At 35.8% G+C, this 18,953-nt stretch carries 16 protein-coding genes; 5 read left to right on the top strand and 11 right to left on the bottom strand.

Annotation, left to right across the window (positions count from 1 at the left end):
* Positions 1–325: 325 nt before the first annotated feature.
* The 5 genes from F6K54_RS21590 to F6K54_RS21570 form a co-directional block, all read right to left on the bottom strand.
* Positions 326–889, bottom strand: coding sequence for an RNA-guided endonuclease TnpB family protein (locus F6K54_RS21590; protein ID WP_293081712.1), 564 nt, complete (start codon positions 887–889; stop codon positions 326–328).
* Entirely contained in the window at positions 873–1,052 is a 180-nt protein-coding gene (locus F6K54_RS21585; RefSeq protein ID WP_293081709.1) for a transposase, read from the bottom strand. The genes F6K54_RS21590 and F6K54_RS21585 overlap by 17 nt, the downstream gene beginning before the upstream one ends.
* Before the next feature lie 462 nt (positions 1,053–1,514).
* Positions 1,515–1,607, bottom strand: a complete 93-nt coding sequence (locus F6K54_RS21580; protein ID WP_293081707.1) for a helix-turn-helix domain-containing protein — start codon at positions 1,605–1,607, stop codon at positions 1,515–1,517.
* Between the two features lie 140 nt (positions 1,608–1,747).
* Positions 1,748–2,485 carry a class I SAM-dependent methyltransferase gene (locus tag F6K54_RS21575; RefSeq protein ID WP_293081705.1) on the bottom strand — a complete coding sequence of 246 codons (738 nt, stop codon included), beginning with the start codon at positions 2,483–2,485 and terminating at the stop codon, positions 1,748–1,750.
* Between the two features lie 8 nt (positions 2,486–2,493).
* Positions 2,494–2,694: a hypothetical protein gene (locus tag F6K54_RS21570; protein WP_293081703.1), complete on the bottom strand. Its 201-nt coding sequence runs from the start codon at positions 2,692–2,694 to the stop codon at positions 2,494–2,496.
* A gap of 1,511 nt (positions 2,695–4,205) precedes the next feature.
* On the opposite strand from F6K54_RS21570, the gene F6K54_RS21565 reads away from it, so the two are divergent.
* Together F6K54_RS21565 and F6K54_RS21560 are read left to right on the top strand one after the other, a co-directional pair.
* Positions 4,206–6,734, top strand: coding sequence for a mannose-1-phosphate guanyltransferase (locus F6K54_RS21565; RefSeq protein WP_293081700.1), 2,529 nt, complete (start codon positions 4,206–4,208; stop codon positions 6,732–6,734).
* Positions 6,735–7,046: 312 nt separating this feature from the next.
* Positions 7,047–7,553: a single-stranded DNA-binding protein gene (locus F6K54_RS21560; protein ID WP_293081698.1), complete on the top strand. Its 507-nt coding sequence runs from the start codon at positions 7,047–7,049 to the stop codon at positions 7,551–7,553.
* Positions 7,554–8,232: 679 nt separating this feature from the next.
* Here the strand turns inward: F6K54_RS21560 and F6K54_RS21555 are convergent.
* From F6K54_RS21555 to lipB, 5 genes are all read right to left on the bottom strand, one after another.
* Positions 8,233–8,355: a hypothetical protein gene (locus F6K54_RS21555; RefSeq protein WP_293081695.1), complete on the bottom strand. Its 123-nt coding sequence runs from the start codon at positions 8,353–8,355 to the stop codon at positions 8,233–8,235.
* Positions 8,336–8,575, bottom strand: a complete 240-nt coding sequence (locus tag F6K54_RS21550) for a hypothetical protein (RefSeq protein ID WP_293081693.1) — start codon at positions 8,573–8,575, stop codon at positions 8,336–8,338. The genes F6K54_RS21555 and F6K54_RS21550 overlap by 20 nt, the downstream gene beginning before the upstream one ends.
* A gap of 43 nt (positions 8,576–8,618) precedes the next feature.
* Positions 8,619–8,759 (bottom strand): hypothetical protein, encoded by a 141-nt coding sequence (locus F6K54_RS21545; RefSeq protein WP_293081690.1) that lies wholly within the window; start codon positions 8,757–8,759, stop codon positions 8,619–8,621.
* Between the two features lie 93 nt (positions 8,760–8,852).
* Positions 8,853–9,026 carry a hypothetical protein gene (locus F6K54_RS21540; RefSeq protein WP_293081688.1) on the bottom strand — a complete coding sequence of 58 codons (174 nt, stop codon included), beginning with the start codon at positions 9,024–9,026 and terminating at the stop codon, positions 8,853–8,855.
* 198 nt (positions 9,027–9,224) lie between these two features.
* Positions 9,225–9,908 (bottom strand): lipoyl(octanoyl) transferase LipB, encoded by a 684-nt coding sequence (gene lipB / locus F6K54_RS21535; protein WP_293081685.1) that lies wholly within the window; start codon positions 9,906–9,908, stop codon positions 9,225–9,227.
* Positions 9,909–10,399: 491 nt separating this feature from the next.
* Between lipB and hpf the strand changes: the two genes are divergently transcribed.
* Positions 10,400–11,041, top strand: coding sequence for a ribosome hibernation-promoting factor, HPF/YfiA family (hpf, locus tag F6K54_RS21530; RefSeq protein WP_293081682.1), 642 nt, complete (start codon positions 10,400–10,402; stop codon positions 11,039–11,041).
* A gap of 618 nt (positions 11,042–11,659) precedes the next feature.
* On the opposite strand, the gene F6K54_RS21525 is transcribed toward hpf, so the two are convergent.
* The gene (locus tag F6K54_RS21525) at positions 11,660–12,118 is read right to left on the bottom strand and encodes a peroxiredoxin (protein WP_293081680.1); all 459 of its coding nucleotides are present in this window, start codon (positions 12,116–12,118) and stop codon (positions 11,660–11,662) included.
* A gap of 2,039 nt (positions 12,119–14,157) precedes the next feature.
* Between F6K54_RS21525 and F6K54_RS21520 the strand changes: the two genes are divergently transcribed.
* Together F6K54_RS21520 and F6K54_RS21515 are read left to right on the top strand one after the other, a co-directional pair.
* Entirely contained in the window at positions 14,158–16,665 is a 2,508-nt protein-coding gene (locus F6K54_RS21520; RefSeq protein ID WP_293081677.1) for a response regulator, read from the top strand.
* A gap of 683 nt (positions 16,666–17,348) precedes the next feature.
* A partial coding sequence (locus F6K54_RS21515; protein ID WP_366558189.1) for a cysteine peptidase family C39 domain-containing protein occupies positions 17,349–18,953 on the top strand: 1,605 nt, incomplete at its 3' end.

The raw sequence follows: 18,953 nt of genomic DNA, 5'->3' as shown, positions 1-18,953 counted from the left end.
TCCAGAATTCAGAAGAAAATAGTAGTGGTGATAATTGAGTATTTATACTTAATACTTTCCTGATAATTTGATTCTCGATCCAGGTCAATGAAGATAATTTATACCGTATAAATACTGAATCAAGATGGTTTTTTTATACTACTTTTCATGTTACAAATTGACGTGCGGAATGTGGGTTACAAATTGAAGTGCGGAATGTGGGTTAAAATTCAGAAAAAGAAAAAACAATATTTTTCCTTCTTTTTTCTTCCTTCTTTCTTCTGTTATATATATATTGAATACTCGACTCTTTGACATCCTCCCCGGCCTAAAGGCACGGGGATTCCTACCGAGCCGTAACTCCTCGGTGGGTTGACGTCTCACAGGCTGTTGCTACCTTGGCGGTAGTCTTACACTTGCCTCCACGTCCGTTTTTTGTCTCCGAATGCCCTCCGGCGACTAATATATTTATCGCTGCGTTTGCCTCCTGCGGAGGAGCTTCGCTTACGTCTCTATCGTGTTTGCTGCCACAGTTTAGACACTCCCACTCGCGCACCTGAAGGTCTAATTTTCCACCTTTAAAACCGCAGCTAGAGCAAGTTTGAGATGTGGGTTCCCAACGACTAATTACTCTGAAATCGCGACCATATTTTTCTGCTTTTCCTTCTAGGAATATTCTGAAAGTTCTCCAACCTAAATCAGATATTGATCTAGATAATTTACGGTTCTTAATCATACCAGAAACGTTTAAATCTTCTAAAACAACTGTTTGGTTTTCACGAATTATTTTAGTAGATAATTTATGTAGAAAATCTATTCTTGTATCTTTCAGTTTGACATGGAACTTAGCCACTCTAACCCGTGCTTTTTCATACCTTTTAGATCCTTTAGTTTTATGAGATAGTGACAAACTTTACCTTTCTTAATTTCTTAATTCGTTTCTTCAGTGGCTTAGGAGCATCAACCTTTGTACCATTGCTAAATGTCACAAAAGTTTTAATACCTAAATCTATGCCTACTGAATTATCAGTTTTAGGTAAGACTTCTGGTTGTATTTCTACTACAAAACTCAAGAAATATCTAGTAGGGGCGATTCGCGAATCGCCCCTACAATCTTTGATTACTGTTACTGATGATGGAGCAGCAGGTAAATCTCACAGGCGATACAATTTTCAGCTTTCCAATCTTAGCTAAATAAACTTTGTGTTGACCAACTTTAAATCCTCACGAGTGTAAACCGAGCAGTTTGCTTTGACTTTTTACTTTTAAATCGCGGAGCGTTGCGAGGAACGAAGCAATCTGGAGGTTTAATAGGTCTGCCTTTTCTCTCACCTTTAGTCGATTTGAAAAAATTAGAGCAACGCCTGGTTTAAATCATTCAAAGATTGCTGCAATGGTATAGCAGAAACTTCTGATAACCATTCTCTGTCTTCAGTGTTTTTTGATTGAGTGATAAACTGTTTTTGTAGTTGAGAATTATTGGGTTTCTTCTCTCCTAATTTATACTTTTCACAGGCAACAAGCTAGACTATCATTCACTCGCCACACGGACACAACCAAATAGCTTTGCGCTCTCGGTATTTTTGTCCCGGTGTTGGATAGATACGATACTTAAATCTAGCTTTCATAATTTGACTCTTAAACTAACAATATGATAACATATTTATTGAAATAAAATCAACTACTAATAAAGTCGCCCGCTTATGGGCGAGGCTTTAAACCCAATTTTCTGGTAACTAGCAATCTTTAACTCAAACCTCTTAACTAATTAAAATTTAACTTTATACATTTGAAATAGTTCTCCAGGTTGTCGCTTTACTATTTTTCCGCCCATAGTTTCGATCATTTTTTCCCAATTTTCTAAAGGTTCCAAAAATACTTCTGCTCCTAAATATGTTTCTAAAATTGCCCAATTTTCTGCTAATGGTTGTTCTGGGTTAAGCACATCAAAAACAAAGTTATTTTCAGGTTTAAGAATACGTTTTACTTCCTTAAGTACTTCTTCCCAATAATCTATCGGATAATAACAACTAAAACCTGTAGCGATCGCCAAGTCAAACTCATTTGTTTGATAATTTAATTGGTGAGCAGGTCCTAACTCTACTCCTTTAAATAGTTTATAATTAAGTAGAGAGCCTCGGTGATTGAGATTATCTCTGGCTATTGTACTAATTTCTTGACCATAAAAAAAAGCTTCCCAATCACGCCAAGGGTAAATCAAAAAACTCACTCCACAGCCAATATCCAAACATTTTTGATTTTTCTTAGGTTTAGCTATTTCCCAAAAAGGTGAAACTATTTTTGCTGTGAGATTACCGGAGGCATAATCATGAAATATTGGCATTGCTTCTATTTCCGAGGGTAATTCAAAAGATTCTCCTCGGTAATCTCGATCAAAGCGACTCTGTACTGCGATGATTTGAGTATGCCAATTATCTAAATTTTTTTGAGCGAACCAGGAAGATTGGTCCCCATCCGAGGACAAGGCAGACTTTTTTTTGGACATTTATTTTTCTATCGTCTAGAACCTTTCAGAGCTTTTGTAAAGTTCTTACGGTAAGATTTGTTACCAATTAATAAAACAGGCCAAAATATAGATAATACCAAACGATTCTGAAAATTCTGAGAAAAGTTCGTCTGTTTAAACCCATTCCAGAACTTCCAGATTCCACCTCCATATATAACCAGTAATAGCAGGCCAATTAACGTACTCATGGAACAAAAACTCTTAAAAGGTCAATTTTTCAGGTATTGCCCACTAGACAGTGCAAAGTTCTTGAAATAACTATTGATAGCTAAGGCTTTCAGCGATATAAAGGTTAAAAATTCTTTATTCAGAGCTGTAAGTACTGTAAGGCTTTTACAGTAATACTTTCAGCCTTCAACGCAAATTGTTCTTGGGAAGAACTTTGTACTCTCCAGTTGCCCAATATAATAATTATTTAATTAATCTTAATTGGACTTTAGGTTTAAGATTACTCAAACTATTATAACCAATATAGTTAATATAGGTAAGTAGGTGAGTGTCATTTCAGTTATCAGTTATCAGTTATCAGTACCTCTGCAATCAGGAGGCTTGAAATACAGAATTATCTTTTTTTTATCCCCTTAAAATGGGAGGCGCATACCCACAATCTCTCGGTAAAAAAATATAAAACCAGGATACAAGGTGTCAGGCAAGGTAAAAAAAATTGCCTAACTTCTATTTTTTCTAAACAATCATTTTCTATATTAAGTTGACTTATATACTTAATGATTATGGAATTAAAATTAGATGATATTTGAACAAAACTTCTCTATAGCTACTAGCAAATCAGGAACAGAGAATAAAAAGGTGTTCATTAATTGATAATGGATAATTGATTATTACCTCTGGTTAAAACCGCTCTTGATTGAATATAAGGAAATATTATTTTTTCTCTTGGTTTATTGGATATGGCGCAGGTTTCCTCGCCATCCGGAGACCGCTTTTTTCCCCTTAAAAGGGGAGGCTTTAAACCATAATTATTTAATAATTAATAATTAATAATTAATAATTCGGTAAAAAATCAGTAAAAAAATTAATTTTTGATGATTTTTGCAATTTCTAAAGTTTATTAAAATTCCTGGATTTTGATTGATTCTGAGTGGGGAATTTGAAGAAAAGCTTCGAGTGAAAATTGTAAGCATTCTGCTATTAGTAGCTAGCTAGTCTGTAAGCATTGCGCAGGAAATACTTACCAAAAATTTGCTCAAAGTCAATAAAAAAATATTAACTATAGTATTTAAAAGGAAATAAGAAGCAATGAATTTTGACTAATTATTTGCGTTCTGACACAATCATATAAAAAAGTGTCAATTAGTATTAATGAATTAATATAGCAATCAGGAATCAGTTGTGAGAATTGAGATGTTCCTTAAAAGTATAGAATATACCAATTATTATATTCATATGATACATTTTTTCGTCTAATCTGTTCACCCTCTCTTGGTGCGCATTCCCTTGCGACTAACGTTGTCGCGGGGTCGCACCGCTATTCCCTAAAAGTTTTCAATATCTCACAACTCAAATCTTATGGCTATAGCAATCCTAAATAGGTTGCGGGTAATCAAAAAGTAGGTAAAAAAACTGAAACTCTTACCTGTTCCCTATTCCCTGTTCCCTAAAAACAATAAGATTTTTATACAGAAATAAAATAGGATTGCTATATAGATATTAAGACAAAATCAATCATAAAGGAGGAATTATGCGTGCAGTATTAATGGCGGGAGGTTCCGGAACACGACTCAGGCCACTGACCTGCGATCTTCCGAAACCAATGGTACCAATTTTAAATCGCCCAATAGCCGAACATATTATTAATTTATTAAAAAAACATCAAATTAGAGAGATTATTGCTACTTTACATTATTTACCTGATGTAATGCGTGAATATTTTCAAGATGGCAGTCAATTTGGAGTACAAATGACTTATGCCGTAGAGGAAGAACAACCTCTAGGAACTGCTGGTTGTGTGAAAAATATTGCTGAACTTCTCGATGAAACTTTCTTGGTAATTAGTGGAGATACAATTACAGATTTTGATTTAACTACAGCTATAGAATTTCATAAAAAAAATAACTCAAAAGCCACTTTAGTCCTAACTCGCGTACCTAATCCTATTGAATTTGGAGTGGTAATTACTGATGAACAACAGAGGATAAAAAGGTTTCTAGAAAAACCTTCTACCAGTGAAATATTTTCTGATACTGTTAATACAGGAACATACATCTTAGAACCAGAAATTTTAAACTATTTACCAGCCAATCAAGAAAGTGATTTCTCTAAAGAATTATTTCCTTTATTGTTAGATAAAAATGAGCCAATGTATGGCTATATAGCAGAAGGTTATTGGTGTGATGTCGGACATTTAGATGCCTATCGGGAAGCTCAATATGATGCACTTCAACAGACAGTAAAACTTGATTTTGCTTATCAAGAGCGATCGCCTGGACTTTGGACAGGAGAAAATACTTATATTGACCGGACAGCTAAAATTGAGACACCAGCTTTAATCGGAGATAACTGCAGAATTGGTCCAAGAGTTCAGATTGAAGCAGGTAGTGTGATTGGAGATAATGTGACAATTGGTGCAGATGCTGATGTGAAGCGCCCAATTATTTGGAATGGGGTACTGGTGGGAGAGGATGCAAATTTAAGAGCTTGTATAATTTGTCGAGGTGCAAGGATAGATCGTCGCGCTCAGGTATTAGAAGGTGCTGTGGTTGGTTCATTATCTACTGTAGGAGAAGAGGCTCAAATTAGTCCCAATGTTAGAGTATGGCCTAGTAAAAGAGTAGAATCTGGAGCTACCCTGAATATTAATTTGATTTGGGGTACAACTGCTAAGAGAAATTTGTTTGGGCAACGAGGGGTGCAAGGATTAGCAAATATTGATATTACTCCAGAATTTGCGGTGAAGTTAGGGGCAGCTTATGGTTCTACTTTGAAACCTGGTTCGACAATATCAGTTTCTCGCGACCAACGTAGTATATCTCGGATGGTTTCTCGGTCTTTAATTGCGGGTTTAATGTCAGTTGGAGTGAATATAATAAATTTAGAATCTACTGCTATTCCTATTGCTAGAACAATTTTACCAACTATGAATGTTGTAGGTGGTGTTCATGTACGTCTTTCTCCTAACCGCTCAGACCAAATATTAATTGAAATTTTTGATTCTCAAGGAATTAATCTTTCTAAAGCGAAGGAAAAAAAGATAGAAGGAGCGTATTTTAAAGAAGATTTACGCCGAGTACAAATTCCAGAAATTGGCAAGATGGTTTACCGTCATGAAGTATTAGATGCTTATAGCAAAGGCTTTGAAAATCTGCTTAATTCTGAGGCAATTCGCTATAGTAAATCTAAAGTTGTAATTGATTATTGTTATGGTGTTTCGGGAGCAATATTACCACAATTATTAGCTAAATTTGGTTGTGATGCTGTAGTTCTAAATGCTAGCTTAAAAGAGACTTCTTTAGGGCAAGAAGAAAAAGAAAGTTTATTAGATCAATTAGGTCGGGTGGTAGAAGCTTTACAAGCAAATGTAGGGGTTCAAGTAACGGCAAATGGAGAACAATTAATATTAGTAGATGAAACTGGTTCTGCTATTCGTGGTGAAATGTTAACTGCACTAATGGTTAATTTGATGTTAACTGCTCATCCACGTAGTGCGGTAGTAGTACCAATAAATGCTTCTGCGGCGGTAGAAAAAATTGCTCGTCGTCATGATAGTCATGTAATTCGGACAAAAGCAAATCCTACAGCATTGATGGAGGCTTGTCAAATTAATCATAATGTGGTATTAGGTGGAAGTGGTGATATGGGATTTATTTTTCCTAAATTGCATCCTGGTTTTGATGCGATGTTTTGTATCGCTAAAGTGATAGAAATGTTGACTATTCAAGAGCGTTCTTTAGGACAAATTAGTGCGGATATTCCTGTTGTTACTCATCGTTCCTATAAAGTACGTTGTCCTTGGAAAGTAAAAGGAGCTTTAATGAGGTATTTAGTAGAAACTAATTCTCCAGAAAAATTAGAATTAACTGATGGAGTAAAGATTATTAATCATCAAAATGATAATTGGGTATTAGTTTTACCGGATGCTGCAGAACCTTTAGTACATATTTATGCAGATAGTAATGATCGAGATTGGGTTGATAAAACTTTGAGGGATTACCGTAATACAATCCATGATTTTGTGAATTTATTTATGAGTGGGAAAAAGCTAAATGATTGAGAAAGTCAAAAGTCAAAAGTCAAAAGTCAAAAGTAAGAAGTAAGAAGTAAGAAGTTAAGAAGAAAAATTATAGTAGTCAATAGGAGTCAAGGATTCAGTCAGTATTTATGCTTAATATTTAACTGAGAATTTGACTCCTGATCGAGGTAAATGAAGATAATTTATATAATATAAATATTTAAGCAAGCTACAGATTTTATACTAATTTTCATGTTACAAATTGAAGTGCCGAATGTGGGTTATTCAGTTCAGTATGATATAAAATGAAAAGCTCTCTTAATTTATTTACTTATTACATAGTTAAAAATCAAAATGAATAGCTGTATATTAATGGTACAAATTATCAAAGATCCAGAACTGCGCTACACAGCAGATGCTCAATTACCAGTAGCAGAAATGATGGTAGAATTTTCTAATTTAGGAGTAGAAAAAAAACCTGCCATACTAAAAGTAGTAGCATGGGGAGATTTAGCTCAACAAGTTAGTCAACAATACCATGAAGGGGATTATATAATTGTTGAAGGTCGCTTGAATATCAATACTCTTGAAAGACCGGAAGGTTTTAAAGAAAAACGAGCTGAATTAACAGCCTCCAGAATATATCCTGTTAGTCCTGAAGCTATGACTCAAAATGATAGTCAAACATCCAGAAATCAATCTACTAAAAGAACTGTAACTCAGACACAACCACAAGAGCAAAACTATAATAATGTTGTTGATTTAAAATCTCGTCGTAGCTCTACTTTCAACGAAGAATCAAAACCAAATGTGCAAGAAGAGAATTCACCACCAGATGATTCCGATCCTATACCTTTTTAATAGACAGAAAAGAGGGAGTAGGGAACCCACCGCTAACCCCTCCCAGGAGGGGAAGATTTGATAATTTATCTTCGATAATTAATTCTATTTTTTATTATTGGAAGTGTCTAATATTGACTGCTCCCCGGACTTAAGTCACGGGGATTCTAAGTTGATACTACGCAACAGGATAAATCCATGTTGCTTCGTTTTTTCGAGCGCTGACCAAAGATATATTCTCTGAGGACAAGTCAAAGTGCCCCTACACAGTCGGCTTAAGTAGGGGCGATTCGCGAATCGCCCCTACAGCTTTGCGGCTTACTTTTGTGATGATATTTGCAGCCCCGTTACAGTCTGCATTTATTAACCAATTATTACTACTTCTATACAAACCACGCTTTATTCTTTTCGGTGACGGTTTCCAATCATTGGGTTTTTCACCATAAATAGGCAGATTGTCACCATCTAAAAATGAAGCAATACTTGTATAACAATCTTTCTGTTTCTATCAAAATTATTCCATATTCAATACACAATTGAGCTATTCTTTCTTTCAGTCTAGCTGTAGGAATTGGTAAAAACTCAGAATTACTTTTTTTTCCTAATTTGATTTGATTTTTCTGACCTTTATTCCAACCAAATACAATTGTACCAATAGAATTTTTGTGCGCAATGATTAATTACTATTCTGGCTGCTTTATTAATACCCAAATCGCATTTGGCGGTTACGCTTTTCTGTAATTGCAGCTAGTTTATTTGACCAAAATCCTTGAGGTCGATTTTCTTTAATGGTTGATACTTGTTTATTGTACCAACGATTCATTGATTTTATCTTTTTCCCATCTACAACCCGTGCTCGTACCAATATTCGATACACAGGTCAACCAATTATTTACACCATGGTCTATTCCTAATACATTGTCTTGGTTTAATTGAGGTTTAACTACTATTTCTTTTTCATAGACAAATTCTTGGGTAAAACATTTGTTCCTCGGTAATATTCTCAGTTCTTTAATAGATAAAAATTCGAGATTACTCGGCATAGGAATATAAAAACAATCTAGACCAAACCAGCGCTTACAGGTATTACAAGCGTGGTACTCTAATTTGATTATCTTTAAGCTTTAATGCTTGTTTGGGGTAACTTACTGTAGCCATTCCCCCTTTTTTTCTGTAGTTAGGAATCCTTGGTCTGTCTGAGATTTTACCTTCATTGTAGGCTTTCATTAGACCATAATAAGAGCGTATGGGATTCAGCTACAGTTCTCAATATTTGTTGTGCTGAAGAGCGAATATAAAACTTTGTAATGATAGTTGTGTTTATAAACCAATTCCTGCGTCAAACTTGCCCAGAGTTTTGTGAGACTTAAAATATAATTGCCGACCATAATATATTCCCATGTTAGTGAGCTTGTGAGACTGTTCACACAAGAATGTTAAAATAGCAATAAGATCGGGATTTTTACCTACTAAAACTTGCTGACAACTATACATTTCAAACAGGGGCTGGAAAATTTATTGTGGTTGATAATAGCACAAGACCACTTTAGTTATCTAGTCTAAACGACTCGGTTGTTTCCATCCCCCGGTTAAAACACGGGGGCCTTCAACGTGGCTCTTCGGTAAAATAAAATACATCTCCTTAAAATCCGACTCCTCACCTTTCATCCATCGCTTAAAAGACGATGGCTTTCATGCTCCCGTGTTATTTAGGTAAATTAACTCGACTCCAAATACTTTAGTAAAAGCAGCAGCTACTTGAGGAAGGACTTCATCTATAGTAATACCAGGAATAAACTCTGCCAGACTACCTACAGATTTATCAGAAATACCACAAGGTACAATTCTATTAAAACCAACTAAATCTGGACAAACATTGAGAGCAAAACCGTGCATTGTTATCCAACGGCTTACTTTAATCCCGATAGCTGCTATTTTTCGTCCCTCTAACCAAACCCCTGTTAAACCTGGATATCTTTCACCATTGAGACTATAGACATCTAAGACTTGTAACAATACTTCTTCTAATTGTCGTAAATACCAATGTAAGTCCTGCTGATAACGTCGTAAATTGAGAATAGGATAACCCACCAGTTGGCCAGGACAATGATATGTAACTTCCCCGCCTCGCTCCACTCGGTAAAGTTCATATTCATTTTGAGCGGGGTCAAATTTGAGAAAATCTAATTTTGCCCCTTGTCCTAAAGTATAAACTGGTGGATGTTCTAATAATATGAGGACATCAGTCAATTCTGGACAATTGCGACGTTGTTGGACAAGTGATTTTTGCCATTCCCAGGCCACTGAGTAACTGATTAATCCTGGACAAATTAGATGGCAAGTTTTTGCTAAACAAGGACTATTTTGATACACCATGTTATTTCATGTCAGGAAGGCAGCTATGCTGGAGGCAGAAGGCAGAAGGAAAAGAAAGGTTCAAAGAGATAAGGTTTCTATAACTATGGCAGAAATAACTAACCAGTTACAAAATCCTAAAAGCCTTACCAATCAATACTTTTGACTGTCTTGAGTGTGTCTTACATTCTGAGGGGACTTCAGAATTACACACTCGATGCATGACTTCGGCGTAGCGGCACTAGACATCTCCAATAATAAAAAATAAAATTAATTCTCGTATAGAAATCATTAATTCTTTCTGCCTACTCCCTACTCCCTACTCCCTATTCCCTCTTTTCTGGAGATGTATACTGTGAATTATCCAAAAAATCAAGGCTAAATTTAGCTACATTTAAGCAAAAAAAATCAAGAATTGTCAAGGGATGCAAAGGATTTTAAAGATAGGATGTTGGGGAGAATACAAAGTGCTACTCTAAATAATACAGCCCAAACATTAGCGGAGGGAGCTTATGAAGCTTGTTATCCAGGGTAAGAATATAGAAATAACCGATTCCATTGACGAGTATGTTAATCAAAAAATTGAAAAAGCAGTTAGCCATTTTCAACAGCTCACTACAGAGGTAGATGTACATCTATCAGTAGCTCGAAACCCACGGATAAATCCTAAGCAGACGGCAGAAGTAACTATCTACGCTAACGGTACAGTCATTCGTGCCCAAGAAAGTAGCGAGAATTTGTATGCTAGTATTGACTTAGTAGCAGATAAAATTGCACGCCAATTAAGAAAGTATAAAGAAAAGCGTCAATCCAAGGTTAATAAGGTTAAAACTGTTGAGATAGTTGAATCACAACCAGTAGAGCAGGACTTGATTGGTGATCGCCAACCGGAGCTACCTAGTGAGGTAGTACGGACGAAATATTTTGCGATGGCTCCAATGAGTGTAAAAGAAGCTCTGGAGCAGCTACAATTTATCGATCACGATTTCTATATGTTTTCCAATGCTGCAACAGGTGAGATTAATGTGATCTATAAACGTTATCATCATGGTGGTTATGGTTTAATTCAACCACGGCCTACTAATGGTAATGGTAGCAATGGGAAAGTAGCTCATAATGATGATGTAGCAGATATTGAATCTGCTCAAGTTTAGAATGATTTCAGAATTGGAGTTATAGCAGGGAACAGGGAACAGGGGAAAGAAATTTCCCTATCTGAGGTTCATCATCAGTCTATGTCCTAAGTAACTTGTTCTTTGGTATATTCACTAATCTCTGAGTGATTCAATTGAATAATATGAGGACTTACGCAAAAACTCTAATTGTAGGGTGTGTTGCAACGCACCCTATATTAAGGCTATGGGATAATAGATAATTTTGCGTAAGTCTTCTGATGACAAAAAAAATCAAGTCTCAAGCCTCCCCTTTGAAGAGGATAAAAAATAAAGTTTCCTATTTCAAGCCTCCAGTTTAAGCCGGAGGTACTGATAGCGTAGCTCCTCTGTCAAGAGGTTAATATCATGTCCGGTTGAACAGTTATAAATAAACTACTCAGAATTCAGCAATTGTGCAATTCAGGAGGGAAGAAAAAAGAAAAGAAGGAGAAAGTTTTTTTTATCACTAATTATCCGGACATGATATAAATGATGACTGATAACTGAAATGACAGCCTTCTAGTGCAGGATGGCAGAAATAACTAACCAGTTACAAAATCCTAAAAGCCTTACCAATCAATACTTTTGACTTTTAAGTTTTGACTTTTGACTTCCACTTCAGGCAGGTATTGCTTTTAATGTTTTTAAAGCTTCTTCAACGTGAGCTTCAAAATTGAGCATAGAGTCAAAGATGTGACGGATAATTCCTTCTTTGTCTATGACGTAAGTAACTCTACCCGGCAATATCCAAAGTGTAGCGGGAACACCATATAATTCTCTGACTTTGTTGTCAGTATCGCTTAAAAGAGTAAACGGTAAATTATACTTGCTAGCAAATTGTTTGTGAGACTGTTGAGAGTCTCCACTAATGCCAATCACTTCAGCACCAGCATCTGTAAATACTTGATATTTATCTCGAAATGCACAAGCTTCTTTAGTGCATCCAGGTGTATCATCTTTTGGATAAAAATAAACGACGACATTTTTCTTACCACGGAAGTTAGATAGAGAAACTGGAGTTTCGTCTTGGGATGGTAAGGTGAAGTTGGGTGCTAGATCTCCTACTTTAACTGCCATACTTAAGTTATAAGTCCAATTTTTTTGGATATAATGTTAATTTTTTGTTATATTAGCGTACATTTTTTGATATGTCTAATACCAAGGGTGATAAATGTTTATTACAAATGGTAGAAGGAAGAGGGAAGGAAGAAGGGTTCATTAATTGATAATTGATAATGGATAATTGATGATTACCTCGGGTTTTAACTGTTACAGAATTGAATATTAGGTCATGCTTCGCAAACAGAATTCAGGAGTCGTATGGGAATAGATTTAATACCATTTTTGATGGTGTAAATTATCTTTTTCGTCAAATCAACTTTTATATAATATCATGTCCGGATAATAGCGTGATAAAAAAACCTTTTCCCTTCTAACCTTTTCTTTCCTTCTGCCTCCTGCCTCCAGCTCCCGCTGCCTTACCTTCTCCAAAATGTAAGTATTCAACCGGACATGATATAAATTCTTTTTATGGTGCTTATTATTTATAATATTCTTTTTTCAAAATTGTATAATATGTCACTAATTTTCAAGGAGAGGTAATTATTAATTATTAATTAGGGCTTGCTGATTAAATCTAAAAGTATTTACAGATAAAGGTTTTAGCCTTTTTGGGGCCTTTAAAAAGTGCCTGTTTTTCAGCTCTTCACGCTCGAAAAGTTAGTATTTTAGGCGCATAGTTGGGCAGAAAAATCATTCTTACAATTCTTACTCCTACCTCCTTGCTCATTCCCTTTTCTCCTGTCTCCCCCTCCCCTCCTGGGAGGGGCTAGGGGTGGGTTGGGAGGGGGAGGGGCGAGGGGTGGGTTGTCTCCTACTCTCACCCATAAGACTTTTTCAGCAAACCCTAATTATTAATTGTTGAACAAGGCTAGATATACTAATATTAGACAATTATTTCTCCTGACTCCTAATTTCTACCCCCCTAAAAAAATATTTTTTCAGCAAACCCTAAATAAAAGTTTACTATTTTTCAGATTTAATTGGCGATCGCTTGCTTTACATTTTCAATTTTAGCCGATTAATTGACTATTGTGTTAGTTTGGAAAGTTAGGAATTGGGTACATCTCATAGCAAGCAAAAATACTTTTTTCCTATATATTCCCTGTTCCCAGCTCCGGTGTTCCCTGTTCCCTAAAAGCGATAAATTTTTGGCTTTATTCACACATTGAGATGCAGCCTAGGGATTTCCCTGTCACAAAATATCTCATTGCACTAAATTGAAGATATTATAGCAGTTCCCAAAAATAATGCTTTAATAAAGTAAAGCTTTAGCTCTTAAGTAAGAATAATGATTCAGCAATGTTTGTAACGATTCTCGGTATTAAACCCAAATATCTTATGTCTTTGAAGCCTACTCCTTACTCTGTAGGGACTTTCCATACAACGTCACTTTTGACTGCCTTGAGTGTGTCTGACATCCTGAGGTTTCCTCAGAATTACACACTCGCTTTTAACTTCCGCGTAGCGACACTAGGGATAGTCCAAAAATTGAATTATTTATTTTTTGCTATTCTCTAATACCATTTCTCATGCATTCTTGCTACATCTCCTTGAGAGTAGGGAGTAGGGAGTAGGTTCATTAATTGATAATGGATAATTGATAATTGATAATTACCTCTGGTTAAAACCGCTCTTGATTGAATATCAGGAGATATTATTTTTTTTCCCCTTAAAAGGGGAGGCTTTAAACCAGAATTGTTTAATTATTAATTATTGATAATTAATAATTCGGCAAAAAGAGATAAGATATCTTCGTTTAATGCCGATAATCGTTGTAAACATGATTCAACTATTATTATTACTTAATAACTGAAGTTCCATAGGAAGTATAGCATTATTTTTGGGAATTGGTATAATTACAGGAAGTATTATTTTCCCCTTTTTGGTCTTTAGCATAGCTATTAATACCAATAATTTGCTGATTTTTTGTGCTTGAGATTACATGATCCTAAAGACTCTATAAGATCTACAAACTTTAAGGGTGAGTAATCAAGTATGTACTAAAAAAAATTACCATCATATATAATAAGATATTAACAGCAAATCATTTAGGATTGCTATTTATTAATTATTATCAACAACCAGAAGAATTTAAAATGCATGATTTAGCTCAATTTACTCTCAGAGATATGATTGAATGTAGTTCAAAATTACGCCAAATAGGTCATGAAGCAGTCAGTATGGAAGAAATAACCAATAGGATTGTAAATTACCTTTATAATAATTTAGTTGATTACCAAACAAAGGAAAAATCTTGTGCTTTAATTCGCTTTTTTAAAACCCATGATTTTGATAATTTAGAGCCACGTCTACAACAATTTGCTCGACAAATTTTAGGCAGTAATTATAGCACTGAAAAGTTAAAATGTTTAACACTTTTAGCAACTGCTGGCGAGCGGGAAGAATGGAATAATCGCCTTAACTCTAGAGGTCATCAAGTCATTCCTCTCTCTTGTCAGGAAGTGGTAGAAAAAATCCCAATGATTTCTCAATTAATTTATCAATTTGGTTTAGATATTAATTCACTACTTAAACCTGAACCTCAACAGTTAATTGAATTAGAACAAAAAACCTATAATGTTTTCTATGTTCCTGACGCAGTTTCTAGTGAATATATTCCAGCAAAAGAAAATTTTGTGATTCCTTTTGGGATTAAATCTGTTTTAGCTTTTGGAGGTTTGTTACCTGATGGTAATCTGTTTGCAGTAATTTTATTTTCTAAAGTGAAAATTCTTCGTGCTACAGCAGAAATGTTTAGCACTTTAGCTTTAAGTATTAAAACAGCTATTTTACCTTTCGTCGATCGCAGAATTTTTAATAATTATTGTCATCTCATTTCTGCAGTACCAAAGGTTGAAGAATTAAATTCAAACATTGCTACTTTAACTCAATTACTTGAAGTTTCAGAACACTATACTATCAAACAATCAGACCGTTTAGAACAAATTATTAGTCAACTTTCTCAAACTCTTGAAAATCTAAAAAATACTCAAAAAGAGTTAGAAATAAAACAAATTGAAGCTGAAGCTGCTAATCGTGCTAAAAGTGAATTTCTCGCAATGATGAGCCATGAAATTAGGACTCCAATGAATGGAGTTTTGGGAATGACAGAATTACTATTAAATACAAATTTAACTTCACAACAACTTAATTTTGTTGAAACAATTTCTGATAGTGGAGATGCTCTTTTAAATATTATTAACGATCTGCTTGATTTTTCCAAAATTGAATCAGGTAAACTTGAATTATATTACGAAGCTTTTAATTTACAAGAATGTCTTGAATCAATTATTGATTTATTTGCTCCTAAAGCATTCAATCAAAAAATAGAATTAGCTTACTATTGGCATCCTTCTACTCCTAAAAATATTATTTTAGATTCCCGAAGAGTGCGTCAAGTTTTAGTAAACCTTCTTAGTAATGGTTTTAAATTTACAAAAAATGGTGCAGTGACTGTATCGGTATCTAGTAAGGTTATTAGTCAAGGAGAAAAAAAACCTCGTTACCAATTTGAATTTGCTGTCAAAGATACAGGAATTGGTATTTCTCTAGAGCAACAAAATCGTTTATTTAAACCTTTTAGTCAAGTTGATAGTTCTACAACTCGTAAGTATGGAGGAACAGGTCTAGGTCTTGTTATTTGTAAGCACTTAGTAGAAATGATGGGAGGTAAAATTTGGGTAGAAAGTCAGCTAGGTAAAGGTTCAACTTTCTATTTTACTATTACCTCTAAAATCACACGTGATGTACCAAAAACTATTCCTCCTAGTTTGTCAGGAAAAAGAATATTAATTTTTGACGAGAATGCTACTAATTGTCAAATTTTAACCCAACAAATACAAGACTGGAAGATGTTACCTATAGCGACACAACAACAAAATCAAGCTTTGGAATGGTTAAGGGAGGAGAGAAATTTTGATGCTATTATCTTAGATTGGCAAATGTTAAATAGGGATGGTTTAACCTTAGTTAAAGAAATTAGAAAGTTACAATTTTGTCAAGAATTACCTTTAATTATACTAACTTCTGTAGGAGTTACCGAACAAGAAATAATTAGTAAAATAAATTTTTCTGCAATATTAACCAAACCAATTAAACAATCTCAACTTTATGAAACATTAGATCGTGTTTTTAGATTAGAACAACCAACAGCTATTGTGGAATCAAATTCTATGAACATGATTGAATCTATTAACAATTCTCTTCTTTCCATTCTTGTTGCAGAAGATAATCAGGTGAATCAAAAAGTTGCTTTATTAATGCTGAAAAATTTGGGTTATAGTGCTGATGTAGCAGTTAATGGCTTAGAAGTCATTGCAGCAGTACAACGTAAATCCTATGATATTATCTTAATGGATGTGGAAATGCCAGAAATGAGTGGGGTAGAAGCGACTTGTTGGATTCGTCAACATTTTCCAGATAATCAAAAACCTTATATTATAGCAATGACTGCAAGTGCAATGCAAGAAGATCGCCAAATTTGTTTAGATTCAGGAATGAATAATTATGTTTCTAAACCCGTGAAAATTGACCAGTTAAAATCCATATTACAAGTTAATTGAGGGAGTTTTGGGAGATGGGGAGATGGGGAGATGGGGAGGGGAGAGGACGCGGGGAGGGGGAGACACGGAGACGCGGGGAAGGGGAGATGGGGAGATGGGGAGAGGACGCGGGAGTTTTCTTTCATGAATAGAGCGAGTAGATTGAATTACAGCAATTTCGGAGTTAGTGAGGTACAAAATTTTATTTAGTAATTTTGGTAACACAAGCATCCTGCTTGTTACAGGCTAGAAGCCTTACAAAGATAGAGATTAAACACAAGCATCTTGCTTTTTACAGGCTAGAAGCCTTACAAAGATAGAGATTAAACACAAGCATCCTGCTTGTTACAGGCTAGAAGCCTGTGTTACAAACATAGAGATTAAACACAAGCATCTTGCTTTACAGGCTAGCAGCCTGTGTTACAAACATAGAGATTAAACACAAGCATCTTGCTTTTTACAGGCTAGAAGCCTTACAAAGATAGAGATTAATCTTCAACTGTACCTCACCATGCTCAAAAGTGCTGTAATTACTCAATCATCCAATATCCGCGTCCCCGTGTCAAATCTTAAAAACTTACCCTTGTAAGGAGATGGGGACCCACCCCTAACCACTCCTAGGAGGGGAATGTGGGGAGTTATTGGTTGGAGTCTAGTCTAGCCCTACCATCAAGCATCCCTGACTCCTGACTCCTGAATTCTAAATTCTGCAGATACTTTCTAAATCAAATGAAAAAAAAAGAGTCAAAACCCCTACTGTTATTCAGATGGAAGCTGTTGAATGTGGTGCGGCGGCCCTCAGTATCATCCTTGCTTACTACGGTTGTATTGTACCTCTTGCCAAACTACGACAAGAATGTGGAGTTTCCCGCGATGGTAGCAAAGCATCCAAAATAGTTGCTGCTGCCAGAAATTACGGCATGGAAGCAAGTGGTTTCAAAGCAGAAACCCTCGATCAACTTGACGAAGTATCTCCTCCCTATATTGTATTTTGGGAATTTAATCATTTTTTAGTCGTAGAAGGATTTAACAAAAATCAAGTTTTCCTCAACGATCCTGCTACGGGACCTCGTAAAGTTTCCTGGGATGAATTTGATGAAGGTTTTACGGGAGTTATCCTTACTATCGAACCCGGAGAGGACTTTGAAAAAAGTGGTCGTAAACCAAGTATCATCCCATTATTATATGAAAGACTCCGACCATCTTTAGGCGCAATAATTTATTGTATCATCGCAGGTTTTCTGCTAGTAATTCCAGGTTTGACAGTACCAGTATTTAGCCAGATATTTGTTGATAATATTCTTGTGGAAAATCGTACCAACTGGTTGCGTCCTCTAGTTTTGGGAATGACGATCGCCACGATATTACAAACTTTACTAACATTATTACGACTACGCTACCTGAGAAAATTAATGATTAAATTATCTGTAGGAATGTCTAGTCAGTTTATGTGGCATATTCTGCGACTACCAGTAGGATTTTATGCTCAAAGATATGCTGGAGAAATTAGCGATCGCGTGAATATCAATAATGAAGTTGCCCAGGTGCTTTCGGGACAGTTAGCGACTACAGTTATTGATACAGTAATGATAGTATTTTATGGGTTGGTGATGTTTGCCTACGATCGCGTACTAACTTTAATCGGAATTAGCTTTGCTGCGGTGAATATCTTGGCTTTGCAGTTGGTATCTCGGCAACGGGTAGATGCCAATATGCGGTTAGTACAAGACGAAGGTAAACTTGCGGGGGCAAGTATTGCGGGGTTGCAAAGTATGGAAACCTTAAAAGCATCGGCGCTGGAGTCAGACTTTTTTTCTCGGTGGTCTGGATATTATGCGAAAACTGTGAATACTCAACAACAGTTGGAAGTGACAAATCAAGTTTTAGAGATTTTACCAACATTTTTATCATCTCTCACATCAGTATTGGTATTAGTCGTAGGTGGTTTGCGAGTCATGGAAGGGGAGTTGAGTATTGGAATGTTGGTAGCATTTCAGAGTTTGATGTTAAGTTTTCAGGAACCTGTGAATACTTTGGTTGGTTTTGGCAGCACTCTCCAGGAATTAGAAGGAGATTTGAATCGACTTGATGATGTATTGAGTAATGAAACGGAGGCAGGAGGCAGGAGACAGGAGGCAGGAGACAGGAGGCAGAAGGCAGAAGGCAGGAGGCAGGAGGCAGAAGAGGAGGCAGGAGGCAGGAGGCAGGAGGCAGGAGGCAAGAGGCAGGAGGCAGAAGTTATAGGTTATAAGGAGACAGAAGGCAGGAGGCATCCCCCCCATCCCACCTTCCAAAGGGGGGAGGGGGGA

Source organism: Okeania sp. SIO3B5 (genome assembly GCF_010692555.1).
Classification (GTDB): domain Bacteria; phylum Cyanobacteriota; class Cyanobacteriia; order Cyanobacteriales; family Microcoleaceae; genus Okeania.
The sequence above is the reverse complement of the archived record's forward strand: the minus strand, read 5'-3'. Positions and strand labels throughout refer to the sequence as shown.